Origin of the sequence: Nitrospirillum pindoramense, assembly GCF_007827955.1 — a bacterium.
GTDB classification, from domain to species: Bacteria; Pseudomonadota; Alphaproteobacteria; order Azospirillales; family Azospirillaceae; genus Nitrospirillum; species Nitrospirillum amazonense_B.
In genome coordinates this window covers 113,283-130,437 of sequence record NZ_VITR01000008.1, presented here as the reverse complement: position 1 = coordinate 130,437, position 17,155 = coordinate 113,283, and the positions used below count along the sequence as shown (strand labels likewise).

9 protein-coding genes are annotated in these 17,155 nt (G+C 66.9%); 6 read left to right on the top strand and 3 right to left on the bottom strand.

Translation table 11 applies throughout. The annotated features are described in order from the left end of the window. Position 1 precedes the first annotated feature (1 nt). Genes FBZ90_RS14980 through FBZ90_RS14970 form a run of 3 tightly spaced genes read right to left on the bottom strand, consistent with a single transcriptional unit; the run spans position 2 to position 3,275 of the window. Positions 2–1,033, bottom strand: a complete 1,032-nt coding sequence (locus tag FBZ90_RS14980) for an SIS domain-containing protein (RefSeq protein WP_145733392.1) — start codon at positions 1,031–1,033, stop codon at positions 2–4. After that, positions 1,030–1,944, bottom strand: coding sequence for a glucosamine kinase nucleotide-binding domain-containing protein (locus FBZ90_RS14975; RefSeq protein ID WP_145733390.1), 915 nt, complete (start codon positions 1,942–1,944; stop codon positions 1,030–1,032). The genes FBZ90_RS14980 and FBZ90_RS14975 overlap by 4 nt, the downstream gene beginning before the upstream one ends. A 26-nt stretch (positions 1,945–1,970) precedes the next feature. Next, the gene (locus FBZ90_RS14970; RefSeq protein WP_145733388.1) at positions 1,971–3,275 is read right to left on the bottom strand and encodes a sugar MFS transporter; all 1,305 of its coding nucleotides are present in this window, start codon (positions 3,273–3,275) and stop codon (positions 1,971–1,973) included. Positions 3,276–3,627: 352 nt separating this feature from the next. On the opposite strand from FBZ90_RS14970, the gene FBZ90_RS14965 reads away from it, so the two are divergent. From FBZ90_RS14965 to FBZ90_RS14940, 6 genes are all read left to right on the top strand, one after another. Then, on the top strand, positions 3,628–6,216 hold the full coding sequence (locus FBZ90_RS14965) for a TonB-dependent receptor (RefSeq protein WP_186455821.1): 2,589 nt from the start codon (positions 3,628–3,630) through the stop codon (positions 6,214–6,216). 406 nt (positions 6,217–6,622) lie between these two features. After that, complete coding sequence (locus FBZ90_RS14960; protein WP_145733386.1) at positions 6,623–8,296, top strand: alpha-L-fucosidase; 1,674 nt, start codon at positions 6,623–6,625, stop codon at positions 8,294–8,296. A gap of 46 nt (positions 8,297–8,342) precedes the next feature. After that, positions 8,343–9,431, top strand: a complete 1,089-nt coding sequence (locus FBZ90_RS14955) for a glycosyl hydrolase family 18 protein (protein WP_145733384.1) — start codon at positions 8,343–8,345, stop codon at positions 9,429–9,431. Between the two features lie 13 nt (positions 9,432–9,444). Beyond that, complete coding sequence (locus FBZ90_RS14950) at positions 9,445–11,802, top strand: family 20 glycosylhydrolase (RefSeq protein ID WP_145733382.1); 2,358 nt, start codon at positions 9,445–9,447, stop codon at positions 11,800–11,802. A gap of 32 nt (positions 11,803–11,834) precedes the next feature. Beyond that, positions 11,835–14,489 (top strand): beta-mannosidase, encoded by a 2,655-nt coding sequence (locus FBZ90_RS14945; RefSeq protein WP_246130428.1) that lies wholly within the window; start codon positions 11,835–11,837, stop codon positions 14,487–14,489. Beyond that, positions 14,486–17,134: a glycoside hydrolase family 3 protein gene (locus tag FBZ90_RS14940; protein ID WP_211102053.1), complete on the top strand. Its 2,649-nt coding sequence runs from the start codon at positions 14,486–14,488 to the stop codon at positions 17,132–17,134. The genes FBZ90_RS14945 and FBZ90_RS14940 overlap by 4 nt, the downstream gene beginning before the upstream one ends. Positions 17,135–17,155: the final 21 nt, after the last annotated feature.

Genomic DNA, 17,155 nt, shown 5'->3' with positions numbered 1-17,155 from the left:
GTCAGACGGTCTCCGTCACCTTGGCCAGGTTGGGCGGCACGTCGGGGTTGAGGCCCCGCCCGGTGGCGATGCGGTGGATGCCCATGTAGAAGCTCTGTACCGAGGCCAGCGGGGCCAGTTCCGCCGGGATGCCGGGCACCGTGGGCAGCGGCACAACGCCAGGCACGTCGCTGGCCGTCGACAGCACCGTGGCGCCCAGGCCCACCATGCGGCGGATGGCGTCCAGGGTCGGCGGCAGGGTGGCGTCATCCTGCGTCAGCGCCAGCACCGGGAAGTCAGGCCCCACCAGGGCCAGGGGGCCGTGAATGACCTCGGCCGCGCTGAAGGCGTCGGCGTGCAGACGGCTGGTCTCCTTGCACTTCAAGGCCATTTCCTGGGCCGCCGCCGCGCCCAGGCCGCGGCCGGTGATGTACAGGCCGCGGACCGTCGCCAGGTGCGACAGGCCGGGGTACCAATCCAGCGCGGCCGCCTTTTCCATCCATTCGGGCGCGCTGGCCACGGCGGCCAGCAGGACCGGATCGGCCTGCCAATGCGCCACCATCTGCAGGAAGGCGAACAGCGAGGTCAGATAGGACTTTGTGGCCGCGACGCTTTTTTCCGGGCCGGCGCACAGCGGAATGGCCACGTCCACCATCTGGAACAGCGGCGACGTCTCATCGTTCACAAAGGCGACCGTCAGCGCGCCGCCGGCCTTGGCCGTTTCCGTCAGGCGCAGCAGGTCGGGGCTGCGTCCCGATTGCGACACCGCGACGTACAGCGAGTCCTTCAGATGCAGGGGCGTCTGGTACAGCGACACCACCGACGGGCCGATGGAGGCGACGGGCAGGCCCAGCCGGGTCTCGATCAGGTATTTGCCATAGGTCGCAGCATGGTCGCTGCTGCCCCGCGCGCCGGTGACGACGAAGCGCGGCGCCAGGCGGCGCAGGCGATCGCCCAGTTCCTGGAACAGGGGCGCGCAGCGCTCAATCTGACGACGCATCGCATCAGGGGTTTCAGCGGCCTCACGGGCCATCAGGGGGGTGGTCGTGCTCATGGCAGGGCGCTCTTGGCGATAGGGCGTTGGGTTATGTCGCGGGGGGCGGCTTGGCGGGCCATCAGCAGGGCGCCTTCCAGCGCGTCCCCCTCCGGTTCAACAAGCAGGGACCGGGCCCAGGGGCTGAGCCACGGCGTCAGGGGCGCCGACAACCCGCCCATCAGGCACAGGTTCGGAGCGCCCAGGGCGTGCAGATGGCGGATGTAGGTTTCCAGCTCCTTGGCGGCGCCCGAGATGATGGAGCAGGCGACGGCGTCGCCCTTGGCGGCATGGGCCAGGACATCGGGCGCCAGGCGGCCATAGTCGGCGGGGCCCGCATCGTTCACCCAGCCGACGACGGCGGCCGGCGTGCCGCCCAGGCGGTCGCGAATCTGCCGGGTCAGGCCGGTTTCCGGGGCCAGATTGTCATGGGCCCGCAGGGCCAGGCGGATGGCCTCCCGCCCAATGCTGGCGCCGCTGCCCTCATCGGACACCTCGAAGCCCCAGCCGCCGACCGCATGGCCCCGGCCGCCGATCAGGGCGTAGCCGGCACTGCCGGTGCCGGCGATCAGGATGGCGCCATCCCGGCCGGAGAAGGCGCCCAGGCAGGCGGCGTGCGCATCGGTCTCGGCGGCGAGGCAGGCGAATGCCGGCCCGGCGGCCCGGGTCCGTATGCTGTCCGTCGGCGTCACGATGCCGGCCAGCCCCAGGCCAACATGCAGCCGGGGGAAGATGCTGGGGTCCAGCCCAGCCTGGGCCAGGGCGGCGTGCGTGGCTTCCAGGATGCTGGACCAGGCGCGGTCCAGCCCCAGCCTGATGTTCGCGGGGCCGCCCAGGCCCTCGCCCAGCAAGGTTCCGTCGGCGGCGCGCAGGCGGGCGCGGCATTTGGTGCCGCCGCCATCGACGCCTAGATAGTAGCGATCGGGTGTCATGAGCATTTTCAGAAATGAGCGAGGGATCAGGCGAGGGAAGGGACCTCGGCGACGGCCTTGCGGCCGACGCGGTGGCCGTAGAGCGCGTAGAACAGGATGTAGAGATAGGCAGGGGCCATCAGCGCGAGGAACACGGCCTGGAAGGGATAGTGCTGCTTCAACTGCACGAACAGCTGGGGCAGGACGGCGCCGCCGGCGATCCCCATGATCATCAAGGCCGACCCGACCTCCGTCCGCCGCCCCAGGCCGCGGATGCCCAGGGGGAAGATGGCGGGCCACATCATGGCGTTGGCGAAGCCCAGCGCCGCCACGCACCCAACCGAGACATACCCACTGGTGGCGAAGGCGGCGACGGTCAGGATGACGCCCAGGATCGCCGACAGGGCCAGATAGCGCTCCTGCGACAGGACCTTGGGGATGAGCAACAGCCCACCCAGATATCCCGCCAGCATGGCCGCCAGGGTGAAGGAGGTGAAGAACTTGGTCTCATCCAGCGGCAGGTCGAAACCATGACCGTAGGTGCCGATGGCGTCACCGGCCATGACCTCGACCCCGACATAAAGGAAGAGGCACAGGACGCCCAGCCACAGGTGCGGCGCGCGGGACAGGGCGGGGGCGGCATCACCGGCCGAGTCGTCGGCACCAACATTGGCCTCCGCCGAAACCTCCGGCAGGGACGAGCGGATGACCCATACCGCCAGCACGGCCAGCAGCGCCGCCATGACCAGATAGGGCATGTGGATCTTCGCGGCGAACGCGGACAGCAGCATTTCCCGCGCTTCTGGCGTCGGGGCCGCCTTGACCTGCTGGTCCAGGGTGTCGATGCCGCTCAGCACCAACGCGCCGATGACGATCGGCGCCAGCATCCCGGCGACCTTGTTGCAGATGCCCATGACGGCGATGCGCTGGGCGGCGCTGTCGATGGGGCCCAGGATGCTGATGTAGGGGTTGGCGGCCGTCTGCAGCAGCGACAAGCCGGCACCGATGACGAACAGCCCCGTCAACGCCCCCGGGTAGACGCGAATCGTGGCGCACTCGCCGAAAATGACGGCGCCGATGGCCATGACGAACAAGCCGAACCCCATGCCCTTCTTCATGCCTGTCCGCCGCAGCACCCAGGAGGAGGGCAGGGACAGGAAGAAATAGGACAGATAGAAGACCATGGGGATCAGGAAGGCGTTCACGTCATCGAGATTGAAGGCCAGCTTCACGAAGGTGATCAGAGGGCCATTCAGCCAGGTGACGAAACCAAAAATGAAGAACAGGACGCCGATGACCACCATGGAGGCGCGATTCTGGTTCGGTGAGGGGGGCGGTTTCACAAAGGCCATGGGCGCCATCCTTAATCGGTGATCAGGGTCCGGGATCGTGAAAGGAACAACTGGGGGCAGTGTTCAGAGGGGGCAGAGTCGGGTGTGATATGGCCGTCCGCCAGCCCTGGGCAGGTTCAGCGGTCCCGTCCGCATCCTGCCGGATTTCCTCGCTTCCGCCATCACCCGTTGCCTTATAATCACGCCAAAACGGGATTTATGAAAGCAAATTAAAAAAAAATTGACGGCGGGGAGGCTGTGCGGCACTTTGGTTACGGTAACAACGCCTCCAGTATTGCCGATACGGAGCGAAGCGATATTCAAGAGATCGGCAGGATCTACAAGAATAAAGCACAGCAGGGGAAACCATATCATGGGAATTAAGAAATACGCCTTGGTTACCACCATGCTGATGAGCATGGGGACGGGGTCGTTCATAGCAGCGCAGGCCTATGCGGCCGACGCCAATCCTGACGATGAGCTGCAAGAGATTGTCGTCACCAGTATTCGCAAGAGCCTTGAGCGCTCCATTGAAGTGAAGCGCCAGGCAAATGCCATCGTTGACGTCATCTCCGCCGAAGGCGTGGGCAAGTTCCCCGACACCAACGTCGCGGAATCGCTGTCCCACCTGCCCGGCATCAGTGTTGACCATCAGTTTGGCGAAGGTGAAAAGATCAGCATCCTGGGTACCGACCCGGCGCTGAACCGCATCCTGGTCGATGGCCAGACCATCGCTTCGGCCGACTGGGGCGGTAACCCCAACGACCCGAACAGCCGCACGTTCAACTATAGCCTGCTGTCGCCGGAAATCATCGACCAGGCCGAAGTGTACAAGTCCACGGAAGCCCGCATCGACGAAGGCAGCCTGGGCGGTACCGTCATCATCCACACGCGCAAGCCGCTGGATCTGGACGCCAACACCCTGCGTGGCTCGGTCGGCTACTCGTACAACACGCGGTCCGAGCAAGGGAATCCGCGCGGCTCCCTGCTGTACAGCTGGAAGAACCCGGCCAGCACCTTCGGCGTGATGGTCGCAGGCACGTACGACAAGGAAGACCTGTCGCGCGCCGGTATCGAGTTCTTCGGCTACCAGAAGGGCAGCACCATCACCTCCAACCCGACGGTGACGGGCAGCGGCAGTTTGGCCAACGCGACTTTCCCGGCTGGCATCAATGCCGCCTATTTCAAGCAGACCCGTGAGCGTGAGGGCCTGCAGGCCGCCGTCCAATACGAGCCGACCGACACGATCGACCTGAACCTGTCCGGCCTGTACATCCACGGCGTCTATAACAACTTCAGCCAGTCGCGCTTCATCTACCCGGCGGCCAGCACCAACCTGTTCAACGCCGTGACCATCAACAACGGTCTGATCACCAGTGCCTCGTTGGGTCAAGGTGCCTACACCGAGCTGGACACGAACTACCGCAAGACCACGGTGCAGACGGCCCGTGTCAACCTGGCCGGCACCTGGACGCCGACCAAGGATTGGAAGGTTTACACCGACGTCGGTTACACCCGCGCTTTCGGCGGTAAGGACCCGGAATACCTGCTGTCGTTCTACTCCTCCTCGCCGTACAGCTTCTCGTACGACGGCACGCACACCAACGTGACCTCGACCGACGGCTCGTCGACCATGGACAACATGGCCACTCGCGCTGCCGGCAAGCAGGTTGGCGGTATCGCCGCTCAGTTGAACGCCGACTCCGAAGCCTACGGCCAGATGGACGTGACCCATGACATCAACTGGGGTCCCATCACCACGGTCCAGGCCGGCGTCAAGTACACCGACCACATGAACACGGTCCGCGCCTATGGCAGCCGCACCTACTCCAACGGCAGCACGACGCTGGCTCAGCTGGGCGGGTCCCAGGTGCCGAGCGGCCTGTTCGATGGCCTGAACGCCTCGGGTGATTGGCTGAACTTCTACAGCATCAGTCAGGACGCGGTGATCAACTACCTGAAGGGCCTGAACACCACCTACTACCGGGACTTCGGTTCCGAGTACAAGGTGACGGAGCAGAACAGCGCCGCCTATACCCAGGTCAACTTCGCCGGCGAAAAGTACCGCGGCAACGTCGGTGTCCGTTACGTGCACACCGCCGACGACATCAAGTATTGGGAATACGACAACGGGGCCAGCAACCCCTATGGCGTGACCCAGACCAGCCGCTACGGTCGCTTCCTGCCGACCTTCAACTTCGCCTACGACGTCGCGGACGATGTCATCCTTCGTTTTGGTGCGGCCAAGGTGATCGCCCGTCCGCGCTACGCCGACATGGCCGGCGCCTTCTCCAAGGACGATACCCAGCACACCGCCAGCGGCGGCAATCCGAACCTGAAGCCCTACGAGTCCAACAACTACGACGTTTCGGCCGAGTGGTACTTCAACAAGGACTCGCTGGTTTCGGGTGAGTTCTTCTTCCGTCAGATTTCGTCCTACATCGTCAACACGGCGACCGATATGGTGCTGCAGGACAACACCCATGGCGGCACGGCGGTTTACAGCGTTTCGACGCCAGTAAACTACTCCGATGCCAACGTGAAGGGCTTCGCGGCGATGTATCAGACGAACATCGCGTACGGCTTCGGCGTGCAGACCAACTACACCTACTCCATCGCCGACACCGGCACCGCCAACATCAACATGCCGTACCTGTCGCGGCACACCATCAACTTCATCCCATACTACGAGCAGGGTCCGATCCAGGCCCGTGTCAGCCTGGGCTGGCGGTCGCCGTACTTCACCAGCATCGGCCGGCTGGACTCGCGCAACATGGTCGACTCCTACCTGCAGTTGGACTTCTCGACCACGTACAGCATCAATGAGCAGATGCAGGTCACCTTCAACGCCAGCAACCTGCTCGACGAGATGTACTACTCGTACAACAACACCAAGTCGGCGCCGATCGGTTACTATAAGAACGGCAGCGTCTACTCGATCAACATGTCCTACAAGATGTAAACCTTCCTCCCCCTGGGCCGCCGCCCGTGCTTTGGCGGCGGCCCATTCTTTTTTAAATTAAAGAAAATACCTGGCAGAAAAGCCTGTGGATGATCGTCCACGATAGGCATGGGTCCTTCTCTACCCCCGCCCTTTGGTGGGGCCAACGGCAGGGGAGCCTGAGGGTCATGGGATTAGGAACAAAGGGCTGGTTTGGCCGTGCGGCCGCCACTTTCGGGCTTGATGCCCTTATCCGGCGTGCCGGCATGACCGACGGCCGTCCATTCCCCTCCTTCCCCTTGATGGTCTACAGTGGCCCGACGGCCGGGGCGCGGGGCCAGTGGCCTCGCGCCCTGGGCCGTGCCGGCCCCTGTGGCTGAGCGGCACGCCACTCCCATCCAACAAAACCCAAAACCGGAGGCAAAACATGACCCGCCCCTCTTCCCGACGCCTGATCCTTAAGCGGATCAGGGCCGGCCTGCTGGCGGCGGCGTTGGCGCTGCCACCGGCCACCGCGGCCCTCGCCGCTGCGCCGCAGCCGGCGACCGCCCCGACCGCGTCCCTATCCCCGGCGCAGATCGATGCGCAGTGGGAAAAGCGCGGCGCGAAGCATGTGCCGGAGATCGCCGCGGAATTGAAGCAGGTGGACGAGGGCGATGCGCAGGGGCCCTTCCGTCCCGACTGGGCTTCGCTGAAGGCCTATCAGGTGCCGCAATGGTATGCCGATGCCAAGTTCGGCATTTTCATCCATTGGGGGCTCTACTCCGTTCCCGCCTTTGGCAGCGAATGGTACTCGCGCCTCATGTACACCAAGGGCACCAAGGAATACGAACACCACATCAAGACGTTCGGGCCCCAGGACAAGTTCGGCTACAAGGACTTCATCCCCCTGTTCAAGGCGGAAAAGTACGATCCGCGCGCCTGGGCCAGCCTGTTCCGAGCGGCGGGTGCCCAATATGTGGTGCCGGTGGCGGAGCATCACGATGGCTTCGCCCTGTACGCCACCAAGCTGTCGGACTGGTCGTCCGTGCGCATGGGCCCAAAGCGCGACCTGATCGGCGAGCTGGCGCGGGCGGTGCGGGCCCAGGGCCTGCACCTCGGCCTGTCGTCCCACCGGGCAGAGCATGACTGGTTCTTCGACGAGGGGCGCAAGATCCCGTCCGACGTCAACGATCCGCGCTACGCCGACTTCTACGGCCCGGCGCAACTGCGGGTGAAGGAAAAGGGCACCGACGACGCCGATGTGTTCGGCGACTTCACGCCGGTGTCGCAGGCCTGGCTCAGCAACTGGCTGGCCCGGTCGGCGGAGTTGGTGGACCTCTACCACCCCGACCTCATCTACTTCGATTGGTGGATCAGTCACCCGGCATTCCGCAGCACGTTGCCGAAATTCCTAGCCTATTACTACAACGCCCAGGCCAAGCTGGGCGGTTCCGCCATCGTCAATTACAAGATCGGCGCCTTCCCCGAGGGTGCCGGCGTGCTGGACATCGAACGCGGCCAGCTGCCCGGCATCCAGCCGCGCGTGTGGCAGACCTGCACGTCCATCAGCAACGACAGCTGGGGCTATGTCGAGAACGACACCTACAAGTCGCCGCAGGCGCTCATCCACCTGCTGGCCGATGTCGTGTCCAAGAACGGCAACCTGCTGCTGAACATCGGGCCCCGGGCCGACGGCAGCATCCCGCAGGGCGCGCAGGACACGCTGATGGCCATGGGCGCCTGGCTGAAGGTGAATGGCGAGGCCATCTATGGCACCCGCCCGTGGCGCCAGTTCGGCGAAGGCCCCACCGAGGTGGCCAGCGGCTCCTTCCAGGAAACCAAGACCAAGCCCTACACGGCGCAGGACTTCCGCTTCACCACCAAGGGCGGGACGCTGTACGCCATCGAGCTGGGCTGGCCGGCGGAGGGCGAGGTGGTGATCCACAGCCTGAAGGCGGATGACGCGATGAAGGCCGTGACCCTGCTGGGTGCCCAGGGCGGCACTCCCGTGAACGTCCGCCAGGAGGCCGACGGCCTGCACCTGACGCTGCCCAAGCGCCCCGACGAGGGCGGGGAGGGCGCCGTCGCCGCCTACGTTTACCGCATCGAGATGCACTGAGCGGGCACGGCCAAGGGCCGACCGCGAAGCTGATCAAGGAGATTTCATGAAACGTCTGTTGGGAACGCTGGCCGTCGGCCTGTCCATGATGGCCATGGCCTGCACGTCTTCCGTGGCACTCGCCGCTGGGGCCGCCACTGGGGCTAAGGCGCCGACGGCGCTGTTCTATATGATGGAAACCCAGAAATCGATTAACTCGTTCGAGCAGCACATCGACAAGATCGACCTGCTCGTTCCCACCTGGTACGGCGTCGACCAGAACGGCTTGGTGTATGGGCAGCCCAACCCCTATGTGCTGAAGCTGGCGCACGAGAAAAAGGTGCCGGTGATGCCCATCATCTCGCCGGTGGACAAGCAGAAGTTCCATGAGCTGATCACCAGCGAGACGGCCAAGAAGGCCATGATCGCCTCGCTGTTGCAGCAGGCCAAGGAACACGGCCTGATCGGCTATCAGTTCGACTTCGAGAATATCGCCTGGACCGACCGCGACGCCTTCACCCTGCTGATCAAGCAGACGGCGACCGCCCTGCACGGCGCCGGCCTGAAGCTGTCCATCGCCGTCGTGCCCAACGCGCCGGGCCATGCCGGCCGCGGCCCCTTCTCGAAATGGATGTGGGAATTCTGGCGCGGCGCCTTCGACTACAAGGCCATCGGCGACGCCGTCGACCTGTTCTGCCTGATGACCTATGACGAGCACACCCGCTGGACCGTGCCCGGCCCCGTCGCCGGCATGCCTTGGGTGATGGAGCACCTGAAGTACGCCCTGCAGTTCATTCCCAAGGAAAAGCTGTCTCTGGGCATCCCGCTCTACGGCTACCGCTGGTACACCGACAATCCGGTGAAGCCGGACGGGACCGAGGCCTCCAACATCGCCGGCGCCTATTTCGATGCCGACGAGTCTATCCCCCAGGCCAAGCAGTACGGCGCGCAGATCCAGTGGGATCCGGTGGAGCATGAGGCGTTCTACTACTTCTACCGCGACCAGATGCGGGAATGGGTGTTCATGCCCGAAGCCCGCAGCTTCCACGATCGCTATGCCCTGGTGAAGGAATACGGCCTTGAAGGCTTCTGTTCCTGGGTCCTGGGGTCGGAAGATCCCAAGGTTTGGGACGAGTTGCCCAAGTCACAGCGCTGACGCACGAAAGGGGATGGGTGTGAGGGGACTGGGGAAGCGGACCGCGACGGCGGTCCTGGCCATGGCCTTGGGTGTCGCTGTGGGCGCCCAGGGGCGCGCACCCTTGACGGCATCCGCCGCGGAGACGGCACCGCCGCCCTTGATTCCCCTTGCAGCCCAAATCAATCCCGGGCAGGGCACCTTCACCCTGTCGGCGGGGGCGGTCATCGCCGTGCCCACCGGCGACGCCCAGGCCCGGTTCGCTGCCGCCCAACTGGCCGATCAGGTCCGCCGCGTCCGCGGGCTGGACCTGATGGTGCGCGAGGGCCGGCAGGGGGCCGCCATCACCCTGGCCCTTCAGGCCGATGCGCCGGTGACCCAGGCGGAAGGCTACACCCTGGAGGTGACGCCCAGTGGCGCCCACATCACCGCCCGGGATGAGGCCGGTCTCTATTATGGTGCCATGTCCCTGGCCCAACTGCTGACGCCGGAGGCCGCACCCGGGGCGGACCAGGGGCCGGTGACCATCGCGGCGCAGGAAATCCGCGACTGGCCGCGCTTCCCCTGGCGCGGCATGATGCTGGACGTGGCCCGCCACTTCCAGCCGCTGGACAGCGTCAAGGCCCTGATTGACCAGATGGCGGCGCACAAGCTGAACCGCCTGCATCTCCATCTCACCGACGATCAGGGTTGGCGGCTGGAGATCAAGCATTACCCGGAACTGACCAAGGTTGGCGCTTGGCGCACCCCGCCCAGCGTCGTTTCCGGGCAATCCACGACGCCCTATGGCGGGTTCTATACCCAGGACCAGATCCGCGACCTGGTCGCCTATGCCGCCGCCCGGCACATCACCATCGTGCCCGAGATCGACATGCCCGGCCACGCCCAGGCGGTCATGGCCTCCTACCCCAAGATCGGCGTCACCGGCGCCCGGCCCGCCGTGGCGGTGGACTGGGGAGTGAACCCCTACCTGTTCAATGTCGATGAGCCCAGCTTCACCTTCATCCAGACCGTACTGGACGAGGTGATGACCCTGTTCCCCTCCACCTACATCCATGTCGGTGGTGATGAGGCGCTGAAGGACGAGTGGAAGGCCTCGCCCAAGGTCCAGGCGCGCATGCGCGCCCTGGGCCTGAAGGATGAGAACGCCCTGCAGACCTGGTTCATCGAACGGGTTGGCCAATATCTGGCGGCCCACGGCCGGCGCATGATCGGCTGGGACGAGATCCTGGAGGGCGGCATCCCCCCCACGGCCACCATCATGTCCTGGCGGGGCATCAAGGGGGCGGTGGACGCCGCGCGCATGGACCACGACGTGATCCTGTCGCCGGCCCCCACCCTGTACCTGGACAGCCTGCAGAGCCGCCGCGATGACGAGCCGGCGGGGCGCCTGGCCATCGTCACCCTGGCCGACATCTACGCTTACGACGCCATGCCGGCGGAACTGAACGCCGAACAGGCCCATCATGTGCTGGGCGGCCAGGCCAACGTCTGGACCGAATACATGATGACGCCGTGGCATGTGACCCACGCCGTCTATCCCCGCATCGACGCCCTGGCCGAAGGCCTGTGGTCCCCGAAGGACAAGCGCGACTGGCGGGGCTTCCTGGATCGGCTGCCGGCGCAGCTCGCCCGCTATCGCCACCTGGGCGTGGACGCCGCCGACAGCGCCTTCGCCGTCGACTTCACCGTGGAGGGCGGCGCCAACGCGGCGCTCGCCGCCGGCACGGCCACGGTGGCCCTGTCCAACCAGGCGGGCGTCGGCACCATCCGCTACACCACGGACGGCAGTACGCCGACCAGCGCCTCGACCCGCTATGAGGCGCCGTTGCACCTGACCCTGCCGGCCACCCTGAACGCCATGGTGTTCAGCGATGCCGGCCAAGTGCTGGCCGCCCCCCGCCGCTATGACCTGACGGCCGAGGCGCTGCGTACCCGGCAAAGCGGAGAGCTTCAGGCCTGCCCGCAGGGGGAAATGGGCCTGCGCATCCCGCTGACGCCCGACGCCACGACCAAGGGTCCCGTGTTCAACGTCAACCTGTTCGACGCCTGCTGGGTCTATCCCAAGGCCCGCCTGGACGGCGTCACCACCCTGACGGTGAACGCGGCCCGCCTGGCGCGCAATTATGGCCTGGCCCACGACGCGGTGAAGGTGCGCAGCCATCCCGCCACCACCCCCAACGGGGAACTGGTGGTGCGCATGGACGGCTGCGACGGGCCGGTCGCCGCGACGGTGCCGCTGCCGTCCCCGGCAGCGGCACCGCAGCAGTTCCCCCTGACCGCCCGCCTGCCCGCCACCACGGGACAGCGCGACCTATGCCTGATGTACACGGCACCTATCCAAGGTCCGCTATATGCCATAGGAAGCGTCAGCCTGCGGGCCGCCCCATGAGTAAGCTGATGCCGAATCAGAGGAAATTCCCCATGTCCCGTGCCCTTCACCGCCCGCAGTCCCTGGCATTGGTCCTGGCATTGGCCCTGGCGGCTCCCGGCCTCGCGTCGGCGGCGGTGGTGACGCGCGACCTGGACCAGGGCTGGACTTTCCGCCTGGCGCCCCAGGATCCGGCCGCCAAGGCGCATGGGGGGGAAACGCAGTGGCGGGCCGCCACCGTGCCGGGCGCGGTGCAGACCGACCTGCTGGCCCTGGGCCGCATCGGCGACCCGTTCTATCGCGACGCCGAGGCTGGCCTGCAGTGGATCGGCCTGGCCGATTGGGACTACCGCACCACCCTGTCGGTGGATGAGGCGACGCTGCACCACGACCACGTGGACCTGGTGTTCGAGGGGCTGGACACCTTCGCCGACATCAGCCTGAACGGCAAACCGCTGCTGTCGGCCGACAACATGTTCCGCCGCTGGCGCGTGCCGGTGAAGCAGGCCCTGCAACCCGGTGCCAACACCCTGTCGGTGGCGCTACATTCCCCCATCGCTAAGCTGCAGCCCTGGCTGCTGAAGCAGCCCTACGCCCTGCCGGGTGAGTTCGACAGCGCCTTTGGGGACGAGCCCGTGGGAAAGCAGACGTCGAATTACGTGCGTAAGGCCAATTACCAGTATGGCTGGGACTGGGGCCCGCGCTACGTCACCCTGGGCATCTGGCGGCCGGTGCGGCTGGAGGCCTGGAACGGCCCCCGCCTGGCGGACTTCCATATCGCCCAGCAGCGGGTGGACTCCAGCGCCGCCACCGTGCGGGCGGAGTTCGAGATCACCGCCGACCATGCCGGCAGCGTGCGCATCACCGTGACACCCACGGCACCCGACGGCACAGCCCTTCCGGCGGTGACGCAGGACGTGACGCTGGACGCCGGGACCAACCAGGTCAGCCTGCCGCTGCGCATCGATCATCCGCACCTGTGGTATCCGGTGGGCTATGGCGCGCCCGACCTCTACACCTTCAAGGCAACGATCAGCGATGGGGCGGAGGTGGTGGCGACCACGGCGCGCCGCACCGGCCTGCGCCAAGTGGAACTGCGCCGCACGCCGGACCAGTGGGGCAAGAGCTTCGAGTTCGTGGTGAACGGTATCCCCGTTTTCGCCAAGGGCGCCAACCTCATCCCCATGGACAGCTTCCCCAGCCGGGTGCCGGCCGAAACCGCCCGCGCCCTGCTGCAATCCGCCCGCGACGCTAACATGAACATGCTGCGCATGTGGGGTGGCGGCCACTACCAGGACGACGCCTTCTACGACCTGGCGGACGAGATGGGCATCATGGTGTGGCAGGACTTCATGTTCGGCGGCGCCATCACCCCCTATGACGTGGCCTTCCGCGAAAGCAGCCGGGCCGAGGCGGTGGACCAGGTGAAGCGCCTGCGCGACCACCCCAGCATCGTCCTGTGGTGCGGCAACAACGAGGTGCAGACCGGCTGGGAATCCTGGCCCGACCGCCAGACGTTCAAGGACAGCATCGCGCCGGCGGAGCGGGAACGCATCGTCACCGGCATGACCGTGCTGTTCGGTGACGTGCTGCGCGGCGTGGTCACCAAATATGCCGGCGGCGTGCCCTATTGGGCCAGCACCCCCAGCACCGATTTCGACGGCCCCGCCGATGTCATGGACGACGGTGACAAGCATTACTGGAAGGTTTGGTCCGGTTCCGCCCCGCTGGAGGATTACCTGGACACCACGCCGCGCTTCCAGTCCGAGTACGGCCTGCAATCCTTCCCCGTGATGCAGACCGTCCGGGCCTTCGCCAATGCGGAGGATTTGGCCAGCCCGAACTCGCCGGTCATGCGGGCGCACCAGAAGTTCGCCAATGGCAACGGCAATGACCGCCTGCTGTTCTACATCCGCAAATACTATGGCGAGCCAAAGGATTTCGCCGCCTTCGTCTACCTCAGCCAGGTGATGCAGGCGGAGGGCATCCAGATGGCGGCGGAACACCTGCGCGCCTCCCGCCCGCACAGCATGGGCTCCCTCTACTGGCAGCTGAACGACGTCTGGCCGGGCGCCTCCTGGTCCAGCATCGATTATTTCGGCCGGTGGAAGGCGCTGCAGTTCCATGCCCGCCGCTTCTACGCCCCGCTGCTGGCGGCGGCCCAGCGCCACAACGGCAAGACCGACATCCACCTGGTGTCGGACCTGACCACGCCGATGGCGGCGCAGTGGCGGCTGCGGGTCATGGACCTGGACGGTACCGTGCGGCAGGAGCGGACCACGCCGGTCACCCTGGCGCCGCTGTCCAGCACGGACGTCGGCACCTTCGAGGATGCCGCCCTGCTGAAGGGGGCCGATCCCGCCCGCACCGTCGCGGTGGTGGAACTGCTGCAGGGTGGCCAGCCGGTGTCGCGTGAGATCGTCTATTTCGCCGACGCCATCGACCTGGCCCTGACGGACCCGGGGCTGACCGCCGACCTGCAGCCCGCCGCCGACGGCTATGCCCTGACGATCAAGGCGCAGCGCCTGGCCCGTGGCGTCTGGGTGGAGTTCGGCGACAGGGACGCCAGCCTATCGGACAACGCCTTTGACCTGTTGCCAGGCCAGACGGTGACGCTGGCCGTGCGCAGCACCGCCGACATCGCGGCCCTGCGCCAGGCGCTGTCGGTGCGCTCGCTGGCCGGCGCCACCAAGGGCCCCCGGTCGTGAGGGCGCGGTTCGCGCGCGGCCGTGCGGCCGCGTGGGGGCTGTTGCTGGCTCTGGCCCTTCCCACCGGCGCCTGGTCCCAAACCGGGACCGCCCCGTCCGATGCCGATGCCTTGGTCAGCCGCATGACCCTGGCGGAGAAGATCGGCCAGATCCAAAGTGCGGCCCCCGCCATACCGCACCTGGGCGTGCCCGCCTATGAATGGTGGAACGAGGGCCTGCACGGTGTCGCCCGCGCCGGCTACGCCACCGTCTTTCCCCAGGCCATCGGCCTGGCCGCCACCTGGGACACCGACCTGCTGCGCCGGGTGGGCGACACCGTCTCCACCGAGGCGCGGGCCAAGTACAACGTTGCAGGGGGGGCCGCCGGCGCCAAGGCGGACCACGACCGTTACCAGGGCCTGACCATCTGGTCGCCCAACATCAACATCTTCCGGGATCCGCGCTGGGGCCGGGGGCAGGAGACGTATGGCGAGGACCCCTATCTGACGGGACGCCTGGGCGTCGCCTTCATCCAGGGTATCCAGGGCCCGGACCCCGCCCATCCCAAGGCCATCGCCACCGCCAAGCATTTTGTCGTGCACAGCGGACCGGAAGCGGGCCGGCATTCCTTCGACATCGACGTGGCGCCCCATGACCTGGAGGCGACCTACCTGCCGGCTTTCCGCGCCGCCGTGACGGAAGGGCAGGTGGGCTCCATCATGTGCGCCTACAACGCACTGCACGGCACCCCCGTCTGCGCGGATCCGGAATTGCTGAACGGCCGGCTGCGCCGGGATTGGGGCTTCAAGGGCTATGTCGTGTCGGACTGCGACGCCGTGGACGACATGACGCGCTTCCACCATTACCGCGCCGACAACGCCGCCTCGGCCGCTGCCGCCGTGTTGGCGGGCACCGATCTCAACTGTGGCGGCGGCGGGCGCTACGCCTATGCCGACCTGGGCGCCGCCGTCAGCCAGGGCCTGGTGACGGAAGGGGCGGTGGACCAGGCGGCCCGCCGCGTCATGGCCGCCCGCGCCCGGCTGGGGGCCTTCGCCGCCACCGATCCCTATGCCGACATCGGTGCGGAGCGTATCGACGACGTGAACGCCCGCGCCCTGGCGCTGGAGGCGGCGCGCAAATCCATCGTGCTGTTGAAGAACCGCAACAACGCGCTGCCGCTGGCCCCCGGAACCAATCTCGCCGTGGTGGGCCCCAACGCCGATGCCCTGGGCGTGCTGGAGGCCAACTACCACGGCACCGCGGTTCAGGCCTACACCCCCTTGGCGGCGCTGCGGATGGCGCCCGGCCTCGGCACCATCCGCTATGCCCAGGGCTCCGCCCTGGCCGAAGGCGTGCCCGTGCTGGTGCCGGAAACGGCGCTGCGCACGGGGGCGGGCAGCGGGGCGGAGGCCGGCCTGACCGGCGACTACTTCGACAGCCTGGACTTCAGCGGCGAACCGCAGGTGACCCGCACCGACCGCACCATCGATTTCGATTGGGACAAGGTGCCGCCGGTGCCAGGGATGGACGCCCGCCGCTACGCCGTGCGCTGGACCGGCCTGCTGGTGCCGCCGGGCCCCGGCGACTACACCCTGGCCGTGCGCGTCGACCGCTGCTTCGATTGCCGGGGGCATGACCCCATCCGCCTGTACCTGGACGGCCGGCTGGTGCTGGACGACCCCGGCACCGGCAAGGACAGCGATCTGATGGTGCCCCTGCATGTCGAGGGCACCAGCCCCCATCGCCTGCGCCTGGAACTGGTGCACAGCGGCCAGGACCAGGGCGTGCGCCTGATGTGGTTGGCCCCGGCGGAGGTGCAGCGGGCGGAAGCCGTGGCCGCGACCAAGGGCGCCGGCGCCATCATCGCTTTCGTCGGCCTGTCGCCGGACGTGGAGGGCGAGGAACTGGGCATCGCCGTGCCGGGCTTCGATGGCGGCGACCGCACCGATATCGGCCTGCCCCTGCCGCAGCGTCAGTTGCTGGAGGCCCTGGCCGCGACGGGCAAGCCCCTGGTCGTGGTGCTGATGTCGGGTAGCGCCGTGGCGCTGACCTGGGCGCAGGACCACGCCGACGCCATCCTGGCCGCCTGGTATCCGGGTGAGCGGGGCGGCCGCGCCATCGCCGAGACGCTGACGGGCAGCAACAACCCCTCCGGTCGCCTGCCGGTGACCTTCTACCGCTCCGTCCGCGACCTGCCGGCGTTCGTGGATTACGCCATGACCGGCCGCACCTATCGCTATTTCGAGGGGACGCCGCTGTATCCCTTCGGCTTCGGCCTCAGCTACACCCGCTTCGCCTATGATGATCTGGCCCTGTCCACGGCCGAGTTGACCGCCGGGCAGCCCCTGGCGGCCAGCGCGACGGTCAGGAACGTGGGCGACCATCCGGGCGATGAGGTGGTGCAGCTCTACATCACCCCGCCGGCCGGTGCCCTGGCCCCGCGCCGCATGCTGGCCGGCTTCCAGCGCGTCCATCTGGAACCGGGGGAAAGCAAGCGGGTGACGTTCGCGGTGCAGCCGCGTGACCTGAGCGGCGTGGACGCCGCCGGCAACCGCGCGGTGGAGGCGGGGCGCTATCAGGTCTTCGTCGGCGGCGGCCAGCCTGATTTCACCACCGGACTGGAGAAGTCGGTCGACATCCAGGGCCGCCAAGTCCTGCCAAAATAAACGGGGCCGAAATGAGGGAAG